The sequence below is a fragment of the Thalassotalea insulae genome (assembly GCF_030161395.1).
Classification (GTDB): domain Bacteria; phylum Pseudomonadota; class Gammaproteobacteria; order Enterobacterales; family Alteromonadaceae; genus Thalassotalea_E; species Thalassotalea_E insulae.
This window is the reverse complement of sequence record NZ_BSST01000001.1, coordinates 2,299,653-2,311,943: the sequence shown is the minus strand read 5'-3', so window position 1 is coordinate 2,311,943 and position 12,291 is coordinate 2,299,653. Positions and strand designations below refer to the sequence as shown.

Annotated in this window: 10 protein-coding genes and 1 pseudogene; 1 reads left to right on the top strand and 10 read right to left on the bottom strand. The window is 40.5% G+C overall.

Annotation, left to right across the window (positions count from 1 at the left end):
* Positions 1-53: 53 nt before the first annotated feature.
* The 5 genes and pseudogenes from QQK06_RS10540 to QQK06_RS10520 all read right to left on the bottom strand — a co-directional run.
* Positions 54-389 (bottom strand): hypothetical protein, encoded by a 336-nt coding sequence (locus QQK06_RS10540; RefSeq protein ID WP_284244621.1) that lies wholly within the window; start codon positions 387-389, stop codon positions 54-56.
* A 44-nt stretch (positions 390-433) separates the two neighbouring features.
* On the bottom strand, positions 434-790 hold the full coding sequence (locus tag QQK06_RS10535) for a hypothetical protein (RefSeq protein WP_284244620.1): 357 nt from the start codon (positions 788-790) through the stop codon (positions 434-436).
* Positions 791-814: 24 nt separating this feature from the next.
* Positions 815-1,141, bottom strand: coding sequence for a hypothetical protein (locus QQK06_RS10530; RefSeq protein ID WP_284244618.1), 327 nt, complete (start codon positions 1,139-1,141; stop codon positions 815-817).
* Positions 1,142-1,275: 134 nt separating this feature from the next.
* Positions 1,276-2,426, bottom strand: a protein-coding gene (locus tag QQK06_RS10525; protein ID WP_284244617.1) for an IS3 family transposase whose coding sequence is annotated in 2 segments (ribosomal slippage) — positions 1,276-2,150 and positions 2,150-2,426 — 1,152 coding nt in all. Because the reading frame shifts where the segments join, the coding sequence is not laid out codon by codon here.
* A 64-nt stretch (positions 2,427-2,490) separates the two neighbouring features.
* Positions 2,491-2,589: pseudogene (locus QQK06_RS10520) on the bottom strand (transposase); the annotation flags it as partial.
* A 480-nt stretch (positions 2,590-3,069) separates the two neighbouring features.
* Here QQK06_RS10520 and QQK06_RS10515 point away from each other — a divergent pair.
* A complete protein-coding gene (locus QQK06_RS10515) occupies positions 3,070-3,387 on the top strand; it encodes a hypothetical protein (RefSeq protein WP_284244616.1) in 318 nt (105 codons plus the stop codon).
* Between the two features lie 116 nt (positions 3,388-3,503).
* On the opposite strand, the gene QQK06_RS10510 is transcribed toward QQK06_RS10515, so the two are convergent.
* The 5 genes from QQK06_RS10510 to QQK06_RS10490 form a co-directional block, all read right to left on the bottom strand.
* Positions 3,504-3,821, bottom strand: a complete 318-nt coding sequence (locus QQK06_RS10510; RefSeq protein WP_218532814.1) for a hypothetical protein — start codon at positions 3,819-3,821, stop codon at positions 3,504-3,506.
* A 25-nt stretch (positions 3,822-3,846) separates the two neighbouring features.
* Positions 3,847-6,486: an RHS repeat-associated core domain-containing protein gene (locus QQK06_RS10505; protein ID WP_284244614.1), complete on the bottom strand. Its 2,640-nt coding sequence runs from the start codon at positions 6,484-6,486 to the stop codon at positions 3,847-3,849.
* 16 nt (positions 6,487-6,502) lie between these two features.
* A complete protein-coding gene (locus QQK06_RS10500; protein WP_284244613.1) occupies positions 6,503-8,524 on the bottom strand; it encodes a hypothetical protein in 2,022 nt (673 codons plus the stop codon).
* Positions 8,524-9,573, bottom strand: a complete 1,050-nt coding sequence (locus tag QQK06_RS10495; protein WP_284244612.1) for an RHS repeat domain-containing protein — start codon at positions 9,571-9,573, stop codon at positions 8,524-8,526. The genes QQK06_RS10500 and QQK06_RS10495 overlap by 1 nt, the downstream gene beginning before the upstream one ends.
* Positions 9,574-9,781: 208 nt before the next feature.
* Entirely contained in the window at positions 9,782-12,211 is a 2,430-nt protein-coding gene (locus QQK06_RS10490; protein WP_284244611.1) for a fibronectin type III domain-containing protein, read from the bottom strand.
* Positions 12,212-12,291 lie beyond the last annotated feature (80 nt).

Below are 12,291 nucleotides of genomic sequence, written 5' to 3'. Positions count from 1 at the left end.
TTACCTTTTTATTTTGTAAAAAGTGGTGAAGTAGCTAATAAGGGCCTAAGTACTTAATTAAAAGCAAGGCTTATCCAATAAGGATGTTCTCTATCACCCCAGGCATTACAATGATTGGCGCCTTTTACCACCACAGGCTTATTTTGGCTGGCCGCTGAAAGCAATAATGCATACATGGCCTTACCCACCTCAGTTTCTAATTCAAATGCCCATTCATGACTGGAGCACTCAGGTTGGCCCGTATGTGTTTCAACATTAAACATCACCACAGGCGCTTTTGTACCGGCACCATCATGAACATAAATTCTTGTTATTAACCCAGAGCCGTCACCGGCCACAACTTGTGTATTGACAAAGAAAAAAATCAACGCTGTTAATAATGTTTTCATTTTTTACCTATATTTAATGAGTATGATTTGTTAACGAATAAAATTTAATCTAGACCAACGCTATAAACCAACGCCATGGTATTTCTAGTGCAACCATTATTTTGATCTGTACCAGGAGTAGTTGACGCTCGATACCAAAGATTAACCTTCTTTTCCGCCATTTTAGCCGCCAACAACAAACTTAATTTACTCTTTCCCGCTTCAGTTGTAGTGTCAAAAGTAAACTGATAACCAAAATAATTACAGCTATCCGTTACTGGTTTATCGGTACCAAACGACACATAGCCATCATTTTGGATGTACAATTTATTTATCGTATGCCCGGCACTATAGCCATTCTCAGCTATTACATTTCCCGAGAATATTCCAATAACAGCGCTTAAATACAATGCTTTATTCATACTATTTCCCTGAATTAATGGTTTCTAATGCTGTAACATCATGACTTTAATGATTGGCCAAACATTGCCATCACATGTAGCAACAGCAACATTGAGTTTTTTACCTGCTATAAAAGCCTTTGTGGCGAGGGAGAGAAAACTATCAAAATATTTATCTGCATCAAGCAAGGAAACTGTTTTAGTCGCAGTGCAGCCAGAAATCGTAACACTATCCAGCATAACAATTTGCAAATGACCATCGGCAACGATGACTCTTTGCGGCGTAAAAGGTGGGTGATATTCTCGAGCTTGGGAATAAAATGAATTAACTGCCAACAATGTAAGCAATAACACTTTTATAAGTAATCGCATTATCTTCCTTGAAAACTAGGGCATTCCAAAAATTAGGCCTAGTATACTGAAAGTTATATGATTGTAAATATTTGTAACTTTTAACAATTGCTTTGAACTTTACCTTGAATCAGATAATGTTCTGCGCAACTAATTCAGGACACTTTTCTTAAGGAATTTTGTTCATAATCTATTGGCGACAGATCACCATTAGCTGAATGAAGTCGTTCTAAGTTGTAATAGCGCATATACGCCGTTACATCATTTCTCATATGATTACGAGTCGGTTGTGGCACTTTCAGTAACCAGTCATGTTTTAGGCTGCCGAAGAATCGTTCAACAACCGCATTATCCCAACACGCACCAACATCGCCCATACTGGATCTGATACCATAATTTGTCAGTAAATGACGATATCGCTTACTGGTATATTGTGAACCTCTATCCGAGTGAAACACTAGCCCCTTTGGTGGTTGGCGTAAGTTATAGGCTTTAATCATCGCTTTACTTACCAAATCAGTCGTCATGCGCTTATCAATATGCCAACCAACGATACGACGAGAATATAAATCCATAACAATGGCTAGATACATCCAACCTTCACCAATCCTCAAATACGTTACGTCACCAGCCCACACTTGATTTGGAGCGACAGGGTTAAAGTTCTGGTTCAACAAATTATCAGCAACAGCATCACTGTGCTTACGCTTAGTTGTTACCTTGTAGGCCACTCGTTGAGTAACAACTAAGCCAAGTGTTGCCATTAACTTTTGAACGCCATAATCACTGACATTAAAGCCCTCTCTGCGTAACTTCTTTCTAAGCTCACGATAACCCAAGCTATTTCTACTTTTCTCGAAGAAGTACTTTGCCTTTCGATATAAGTTCAGTTGCTCTGCTGTGATGATTTTAGCTGGCCGTTTGAGCCAAGCGTAATACGCAGAGCGGCTGATATTCATAATCTGGCAGAGTTTAACTACTGGAAATGCAGAAGATAGCTGCTTTATCGTTTTGTACGTTACTTGGTTTCCTTTAGCAGGAGGGCGCTGGCCTTTTTTAATATCTCTTTTTCCATCCTTAGCTCTCTATTTTCCTTGCGTAACCTCAGCAGTTCAGCCCGCTCATCGGCATTTAAACTAGCACCTGATTGCTCTGCTTCAAGCTTGGCTTTCCAGTTATAAAGTAATTTATCCGTGATACCCAAAGATGCGGCGGCCTTTGGTACGCTGTAGCCTTGTTCGGTTACTAATGCGACGGCTTCTTGTTTAAATTCAGCCGTGTAACTTCTGTTTATTCGTTTTGTCATTTAACACTTCAATAATTGGATTATATTCCATTATTAAAGTGTCCTGTTTGATTAAAGCAGATCAATAATCGGCTTCAGCAAAAAAGCAGGCACTGCGATTATTGCCCCGTTGAATAACGTGTTGCGGAATATTAGCTAAATTTAGCCTTGAAAGACGTGCCATTGTTCATCCTTAAACAATATACTCGTCTAATAAGTTAAGCAGATGTTATATCAAAAGGCCAAATTAGACTTTTCAATCGGATCTGACCCTTTTGATTCCTTGACCCTTTTGATTCCTAATAAGTTAAGCAGATGTTATATCAAAAGGCCAAATTAGACTTTTCAATCGGATCTGACCCTTTTGATTTGACCCTTTTGATTCCCGGTAAATTCAAAAATGAACTTGGTGGTGCCACACTGCCGTATTTTCAGCAAGGTTCAACTAGGGCAGTGTAAGTTAAAATCAATGGTTCAGCCCTTTTTGATTTTTTAAAAGGGCCAGAAATTAACCCTGACCCCATTTATTGAGAAACTAACTCTGACCCCATTTATTATTAAGACGGCCAGAAATTAACTCTGACCCCATTTATTTTTCGCTTTCGTTATCTTTTTAAAAGCTATTTTTCTATGATCACCTTAAAATTTTTACGGAGCTTTGATCATGAAGACTATTGTTAAAGACTGGCGCATCGTTTCAATTTTTGATGGTGAAGAAATGATCGGGAAAATTTTATGGGGTATATGTGTCGATGACATGACGTACCGATTCGCAACAAATTCTTACATTAGCACATCAAGAATAGTGAAAATTTCACCTAACAATCAATTAATCAAAACCGCTAGCGATAGCCTTTATCAAGTTATTGGCGAAGGCAAAAAAGCAGAAGTGCAGATGAAAGATTTTGAACTTCTTCGGCACGGATTTTCGCCTGAGCAAATCACCCAATTGAATTTGGCACCAAACGACTATTTTCATTGAACCAAAAAAACAAAACCAGCTTCCGCTGGTTTTGGATTTGAGAGCAAAGCTATTTGATCTCGATAGTTGAATCCTAGCCTCGAATAGCGAGGTTTTGGATTCAATTATGACCAAAACTAACTTTGATTTAACCAGTCAGAATAGAGTTTCTTGAGAATCACTTCATTGTCATCTTTCGCCTTAAAAAACTTTCTCTGAGAGCTAATTCGAGGAATTAAAATCATCAAAAAGAATATAGAGAGAAGCGGAAAGAATACTTTAATAGAAAATTCTATTGAGCTTTTTATAGCTATTTCAGTGCTACTGCCGAAAAAGTATTCTTCTAAAAACTCTAAAACAGCAAAGACTAAAGTAAAAATTAATGTCCTCCAGAAGGTTTTGAAAAAGCTTCTGGGAAAATCAATTAAATAAAAAGCCAACTCACGTTTCGTCATAATAATCTCGGTTTTCTTAATGTAGTTAACAATGTGGATTGGCTGGTAAACACTTACCCATTCTATCGTCAATGCCTTGAGAAACCTTGTCGCCTACGCCTCCATTTACAACTTCTTTCGTTGCTTGCTGGCCTAGACCACCAACGACACCAGATTGGACACCATTGCTCAATGTCTTACTAGTAACATTTTTGGTTTGACCATTTGCCATTTTTGTCAGTTGCCCCTTAAATGATGCACCTTTATTACCAGTACCACTAGTTATGCCGGGGACTTTTACAGAAGGTACTTTCCCAGCAACTGTAGCCACAACACCAGATGTAACCACTTTACCAAAGCTAGCCTCTTTACCTGAAACGGCATTTGCAGTTTGGGTAATTCCTTCTCCTACAGTTGCACCTAAACCATTAGCAACCGTTAGCGGAACGCCATTCGCTAAAAGTGCGCCTGTTACTGCTCCCCCTGAAAATGAACCTATTGCTTGCTGAATACTCAGATCTCCCCCTGAAGAAATTAGATCTAAGGCTAAACTAACAGTTCCACCTACCAGCCCACCAACGAGTGACTGCAAAAATTCCCCCGTAGGATCAACATTATTAATCGGATCATTTCCAACATAGGCATAAAGATTCATCTGGTCTTCATAACCTACAGGGTCAGTTTGCAGGAATCGACCTAGCTTTGGATGATAAATCCGTGCTTTGTAGTAATTTAAGCCAAGTTCAGGCAAATACATTTGCCCTGTATAACCAAAACGGCCAACATTGCTACCATGTGGAATACCATAAACGTCATAAGTGTTAATGTTGGTCATGACTGCGCTGTTATTACTGATACCAACGATAGAGCCTTGATAATCACTGTGCAGATACTGACGATTGGCGCTACTGACCGTACTACCGCTGTACATCACTATAGGTTCATCAACACCACTGCCATGAACATAGCGCTTTAATATAGTACCGTTAGTATTGTACTCGGCTACCAGGGCATCGCCATCATAAAGAAAACGTGTGGTATTACCGCCACTAACTATTTGAAACAGACGCCCTCGCGGATCATAAGTGAGGGTTGCGTTATCAGAGCCGGTCGCCGTTAATAACCGATTCTCTACATCATAAGTATAAGTAGTGTAACCATCAGAAGTGAAGTTACCCCAAACGTCGTGAGAAAATGACGTATTATCAATTCCAGTGTACTGATTGAGGCCATTAACGGCATAGGTACCAATAAAGTTATCATCACCTGCGTAATTAAAGGCCTCATTAGATAAGGTTTTTGTTGTTATTTGGCTCGCCGGGTTATGGCTAAAGTCGTAACGAGTCAGCGAGTTCCCCAATAATGAATGCTCTAAAAGGTTTAATCGAGTAATTCCATCATAATCATAATGCGTATTGTTATTGGCACCGCGATTAATATCACTACGTATTCCTTTATTATTATAAACTTGGGTGAATATTGACGTGCTGGCACCTTCAAAAACTTCATCCAGCCTATCCAGACCATCATAGCTATATGTAAAATACTTATTATCAGGGTGGGTAATACGGGTACGGTTGCTATTACTGTCATACTGATAGCTTAATGTTTTTGTCGTGCCACCCATAGTAGTGGTACTACTGGTTTGGCGGCCAAAGCCATCGAAGACATTGGTTATCCCCGTATCGGCTGTATCATCGGCATCGCCGTCTCCGTTAATGTCAAATTTCGCCGTTAACTCCAACCCTCGTAAATCATAGGTGTAATATACATCTTCGGTGGCGGTGTCAGGCCAGTCTTTTTTAATCAGCTGATTTAAATTGTCGTAGTCATACTTAATGATTTTAGTATTCGCAACACCATCATCACTACGTTTATGTAACTCTTTTAGGTTACCATTATCGTCATAAACATATTTTTCAAAATCTAACGGGTTATGTGAACCACCGCCAATAGTGGCGGCATCGGGGAAATACCAATATTCCAACCGGCCATGCCCATCATAGGTTAGTTTCGCGTAATTACCCTTGGCATCAGTAACACTATTACGACGACCACTGGTATCGTATGTGTTAGTAACATAGGTTTGCTCAATGGCAGTACCGACGGCTCTTTCTTCGGTTAAAACCTGATCAAAGCCATTATAGGTATAACGAAAAATTCTGTCCGGTCCAAAGTCCCCCGCAGTTCCTAGTGTACAAGCACTGGCAGGCAAAGAGCCATATACCGAAGGATTCATCCGAATCGCTTTGCAATGCACTCGCCCATAATCATCATAACTATATTGTACTAGCGTATGTTTAGTACCATTTGAGGAAGATGTGCTCTCCGTTTCTTTCCAGCCTCTATCGTTGTAGGTAAAGTTTTGTTGAGAAGTTATACTAAATCCTGACCAGATAGCGGGTGCAATAGTTTCATCTTGCCAGCTAGATAGCTCCCCTTGCTCAATCTTTTCTAGTAGACCGCGCGAATTGTAAGTATTGCGTGTTGCCAAATACTTGAGCTGCCCATCCTCATCTGGGTCTGGATTAATTACTCCAGTCAATTGACCGTTAAGGTTATAACGCATGCCAGTGGTATAGTCACTAGCCGATTGTGATGCCATTGCAGATAAACTCAATGTTAACAAGGCAAGCAAGTAAAAGGAGTTAGTGATGGTTAATAGCAATGATTTAAATGTTTTCATTTTAATTCACTCTTCCTTAAGGACACGTCGTCAAACCGGCTTTAGGCTTTGTTTCGCCAATGCGGTTACCGTAATTATCGTAGCTATAACAGGTACGCAATGTTTTACCATCAGCAGTAATCGTTTTGCCTTTTAGTAATAAGTTGCTTGTCGTATATTCGTAGCCAATAACAATTTCGTCATTGCCTGTACAAGCACTTCCTGTGTAGTTACTGTTTTGACAATATTTCTCAGCTGTTAATAGCCAAATTCCATCCGGTGATTGTTCAGATGCATCGCTATTTACTTTATACGTCGCAAACTTTTCAGTATAGGTATAGCGAGTTTGTGGCCTCACGCCTTGTTCATTGGCCGGTAAGGTAATTGACGCTATTTGTCCTGACTCTGGATGGTAAGTGTAATCAGTTTGGTTGCCATTGCCGTCTTTAATCCAATTAGCTTGATTACAGGTTTTACGATTGGAGCACTCAACATCAAAATCAGCTTCAGTGACTATTGCACTAAGTTCCGTTCCTGTCGGTGTTTTGGTTAGTTTGTTGATATTTCCCCGATCATCGTAGCCGTAGACAATAAGTTCACTACCATCTCTATTACTACTATTTATGAATTTATTTTCATAATTAGGTATTAAATTAATTTTGGACTGCCATGTTTCTATATAAACTGGCACATTGAACATCGTATTGAAGGCGACAACATGGATTGGCTGATGTCCGCCGCCCCTATTTGAGATCGCCATTCCTCCAGTCCCCCAGTTTTGCCCATGAGAGTAGTTTGCTACATCGTCACCTACCCAGGCCTTGGTTAGCTGAGCACTTTCTTTGCGCTCAAAATGTCCAATAGGATCTCCATTTACCCATCTAGCTACGTTTTTATAGTCGTAATTCATCGAAATGACATTACTAGTAGCATCTTTAACTCGAACAATACGAGGAACGTAAGACTCACCTGGAGTACCAACTATCACTTCTCCGCTAGAACTGTATATTACTTCATCTATAGCTTTGTGATGATATTCGGTAACTCTATTCATAGCATCTGTTACCGTGAAAACACTATCTCCTATATACATGGCTCTTGGCATCCCATCAGGCCAATCATAAGTAACTTTTGGCCAATTACTATTGAGCGCACAATCAACAGCGACAGGATCACAATATTCAACAGCATTATTAATCGCTTTAATATATTTAGGATGCATAAGAGACCAGTTAAGTGAATCGGCTGGAATTAGTGGGTTGTTAGTTGCACTTTGTTTGCTTGATTCTAAAGGCCTCTCATGCATCTCATACAAATATTTAAGCTGAAAGCCCGTATTGGTAGTAACACTTTCAATGCCAGCACTAATACTAGAGGAATTCTTATGGATCTTGATGGTAAACCCATTCGGTTTTACTATTTTGCTCATATAACCACGAGCGTTTTCATCACTTCCTCCATAAGGCGTATAAGTGATTACCGTTCCGTCAGCTTTGGTTAGGGTAAAAGTGTTATCCTCAGCTTGCTCTAACGTTGCTAATTCATTTTGTAGCCCGGTGTAGGTTCCATCACCATTAATAATAAAGTCTATTGAACTGCCGTCGCCAAAAGCCCTCATTACATAAAAATCTTCTTGAGCAGGAGGGTTATCGGTATGCTTAACCCTCATCACACCGCCACGAAAGTTATCATTATAGCCTTCAAACTCACCATCATAATTGACAAAATTACTGGTATAGCTGGAAATTGTATGAGAAAGACCTAAGTTTCCACCTATGGAAATATCATTTTGTGAAACTGAAACCTTACCATTCGACACGTTGACGCCATAACGGTCAATGGTTTCATATTTAGGTGGTGGTAATTCCTCTGAAGAGACAGCTCCTATAAACGGCAGAACACTTAAAGTGACCCCAAAAAAAGCTCTTCTCAAAATGCTGCTATTGGCTATATTCATTCGCACCCCATATTCCCAGCTAGTTAGCTCTTTACTATATAAACTTTTAAATTTTTTTTGATGGCCCAATAAGCCATGTAATAAAGGTAAAAATTTATCCATTACTGCGTACTCCCTGCTGTAATTCTATTACCCGCTTCGTCATACTGATAATTACGATTACCATTAGTTGCATCGATAACATCAGTTAATCGACCCAAGGCGTCGTAAACATATTGAATCGTGATAGGTTGTTCGGGCGCTACATATGCGTAGCCATCGCTGCCTTGTTCAAAGGTTAGTACCGTATTGCCATCAGCACTGGTTAATAAAAAGTCTTGACTGGTATCACCAGAAAAATTACCAAAATCGATTTGGTAGTTACTGACCACAAATTGACCGTAGAGGTTATTCCAGGTGGTGGCATCCAGCACATTAACGGTATAACTGCCATCTTGATTCGGCGTTAGCTCTAAATAAACACTGCCGTGGGTTTTAGGCAACTGCACATACAGTTTGCCGTTAAGCTGATAAACATCAACAATATTGATATGGCCAACTACAAATTCAGCTTGTTGCTCTACCGTTTCACTAGCATCACTAGAGGTTACTCGGGTAATTAAGGTATAACGACCTTCCGCTAGCTCGCCAAAATGAGCAAGATATAAACCAGCACTATCTGGAACAGTAATGGTTTTAAGTCCACTAACAGGACCACCAGTTAATTCAAACTGTACGGTAGGAGCAGCTTCTCCCTCAGCCATTGTCACTTGTGTACGGGCAACAAAGTTGACATTCGATGCCACTGTGGGCACTAAGACGTCTGAATACGGGTAATTGATGTTGACCTGACCCGTTGTTTCTATACCGTTAGTACAGCTACCGCTACTGATAATTTCAATCGGTTGTTGGCTACGTTTTGCAATTGCTAAAAAGTCATAACTGCTATTACTTTCATCTAATAGTGAGCCCCACACCTGCTCATTACCAATACTAATACAACTAAGACTACTGGTTTTAGTTTCCGTGGTTGAAAACACCGCCAGGTTATTATCAACATCTAAGGTCGCCACATTGTTCGAGGCTAAGGCAGGTAACATAGAAACACTTAACAGTGCCCCTCCCATACCGGACATCCATCGTTTAAGTTTGGGGTATGCTTTAGCGTTCATCCCTGTATCCTTTGTTTTTATTTGTGTATTAGCTTGTGTGTTAATGTGTGACGTTGTCCACGTGAAATTAGCGCGACGGCGTTTGCAATCCATGGCTAAATTTCTCCTAAAAATATAGTGACATTTGTCAGAGCAAAAAAACAGCCCCTGGCGGGGTAATATTCATTTATGCCTGCAATACGGCGCAGTGAGTTTATGGTCAAGTTCATCACTGCATTTCCCCATCAACATCGGTTTCCGCAACCGAGGTACCCAGTAAATCGGTGTGGATAAATAAGACTTTGCTTGATGACGTATTTGATACGATACGGGTAGCTGTAATAAATTCATTGTCATTAGATGGGTACCTGTTGCCACTAATATCAATACAATACCATTTGGTTTCATGAACTTCTGGTTCGGTATACACATAAGGCCCTACCGATCCAAATGCTTGCCTTTGTATATCGTTGTTGGCCCCTTCAGATACAGAATAACAACGATCTACATTACTAATATTCCACTTAAAAGTAGTACTGCCACCGGATTTGATTGGACTTGGGTCCCAGTCAAAAGTTGTTACGTCAACTTCAACTACTTGAATAACTGCTTTTTCAGTTACCTCACCACCCTTTCCTGTACAACGCCAGGTTGCTGTATAAGTTTGAGGTTCAGAAAATAAAACAGATGTAGTACCGCTAGTTGGCCTTTCATCACCATAGGTGTTATAGCATTTGTCCGCATTGCTAGACGACCACTCAAATATCACTGAATTACCGGAAATTATCTTATCCTTACGCCATTTGATATTTAATGTGGGAGGGGGAAGTACTGTCCGAGTCGCGGTAATATATTCATCGTTGTTAGCAGGGTATCTATTACCACTAATATCAATACAATACCATTTGGTTTCATGAACTTCGGCCTTGTCATAAACATATGGGCCTATAGAGCCCGATGCTTGCCTTTGTATGTCGTTGTTAGCTCCTTCTGATACTGAATAACAACGTTCTACATTACTGATGTTCCAGTTAAAAGTCGTTGCTTCACCTTCTTTAATGGTAGCAGGTGACCACTCAAACGTATTCACACTAACGTTGACAACTTGTATGGTTGCTTTTTTAGTTACCTCTCCGCCACTTCCAGTACAACGCCAAGTCGCGGTATAGGTTTGAGGATTAGCAAACAAAACCGATGATGTGCCGCTCGTCGCCTTTTCATCACCATAGGTGTTATAGCATTTATCAGCATTTGTGGATGACCATTCAAATACTCCTGAATTACCGGCAATAATCTTAGCTTTATTCCATTTTATAGTTAATGTAGGTGGCGCCGGTAAAACATTCACAGTTGCGGTTTTTTCAACCGAACCACCGCCTGGCCCATCACAACGCCAACTAGCTGTGTATGTTTGCTCAGAATTAAACTGCACAGTAGAAGAACCATTTATTGGTTGTTGCGTTCCGTTGTTACAGCTTGTAGCGCCTGTTGTTGACCAAGATAAGGTAGAACTTTCACCAGCAACAATAGTATTAGGTGACCAGTTTAATGATAAACTGGGCTTTGGATGTACCTCCAAGGTAGCAGAAGCTGATCCACTTCCTCCTGGCCCATCACACGTCCATGAGGCCACCTTGGTTTGGGCTGAGGTAAAGAGAATAGATGACGAGCCACTCGTTGCCCTTTCCTCGCCATAACTGTTATAGCATTTGGTTGCATTCGTCGCAGACCAGTAAAAAGTAGCTGAAGCCCCTTCACTTATTTCGTTTGGAGTCCAATACACAGATAATTCAGGTTTTGGAATATTGACCGTAATTCCTTTCTTTGCTGAATAAGCACTACAGCCGCTACTGTTACAGGCTCTTACCTTATAATAGTATGTACCGTTTGGCTTAGTACGCACCACCGTTCGACCTGAGCCTTTATAAAGCGTACCGCTTAACTCACCAACCAACTCATAGGAAGTGGCTCCAGATACAGCTCCCCATGATACCGAATAGGTACCGTCTGAATCTGAACTGGGAACATTTAAGCTGGGGACGCTTGGAATCGGAGGAATATTGACGGTAATCCCTTTCTTGGCTGAATAAGCACTACAACCGCTACTGTTACACGCCCTGATTCGATAGTAATAAATACCGTTAGGTTTAGTACGCACCACCGATCGACCTGAGCCTTTATAAAGCGTACCACTTAACTCACCAATCAACTCATAGGAGGTGGCTCCAGATACAGCTCCCCATGATACCGAATAGGTACCGTCTGAATCTGAACTGGGAACATTTAAGCTGGGGACGCTTGGAATCGGAGGAATATTGACGGTAATCCCTTTCTTGGCTGAATAAGCACTACAACCGCTACTGTTACACGCCCTGATTCGATAGTAATAAATACCGTTAGGTTTAGTACGCACCACCGATCGACCTGAGCCTTTATAAAGCGTACCACTTAACTCACCAATCAACTCATAGGAGGTGGCTCCAGATACAGCTCCCCATGATACCGAATAGGTACCGTCTGAATCTGAACTGGGAACATTTAAGCTGGGTATTGTAGGGGTAGCAGCATAGGCAACACTCACAAATGAAACCATCAATACCGGGAATAAATATTTTTTACAAATTAGTCGACTAAATAAACGTAATAAATCGCTAGGCATCGGTGCTACAACTCTTTCATTTCTATTAAAAATTCAATTACATACATAATAAAACTCATCTCGATTTTATTGTGAAAATA

Coding starts and splice junctions, on each gene's coding strand:
- QQK06_RS10495 (WP_284244612.1), bottom strand. CDS start 9,573: ATGAACGCTAAAGCATACCCCAAACTTAAACGATGGATGTCCGGTATG.
- QQK06_RS10500 (WP_284244613.1), bottom strand. CDS start 8,524: ATGGATAAATTTTTACCTTTATTACATGGCTTATTGGGCCATCAAAAA.
- QQK06_RS10530 (WP_284244618.1), bottom strand. CDS start 1,141: ATGCGATTACTTATAAAAGTGTTATTGCTTACATTGTTGGCAGTTAAT.
- QQK06_RS10490 (WP_284244611.1), bottom strand. CDS start 12,211: ATGCCTAGCGATTTATTACGTTTATTTAGTCGACTAATTTGTAAAAAA.
- QQK06_RS10510 (WP_218532814.1), bottom strand. CDS start 3,821: ATGACGAAACGTGAGTTGGCTTTTTATTTAATTGATTTTCCCAGAAGC.
- QQK06_RS10505 (WP_284244614.1), bottom strand. CDS start 6,486: ATGAAAACATTTAAATCATTGCTATTAACCATCACTAACTCCTTTTAC.
- QQK06_RS10515 (WP_284244616.1), top strand. CDS start 3,070: ATGAAGACTATTGTTAAAGACTGGCGCATCGTTTCAATTTTTGATGGT.
- QQK06_RS10535 (WP_284244620.1), bottom strand. CDS start 790: ATGAATAAAGCATTGTATTTAAGCGCTGTTATTGGAATATTCTCGGGA.
- QQK06_RS10540 (WP_284244621.1), bottom strand. CDS start 389: ATGAAAACATTATTAACAGCGTTGATTTTTTTCTTTGTCAATACACAA.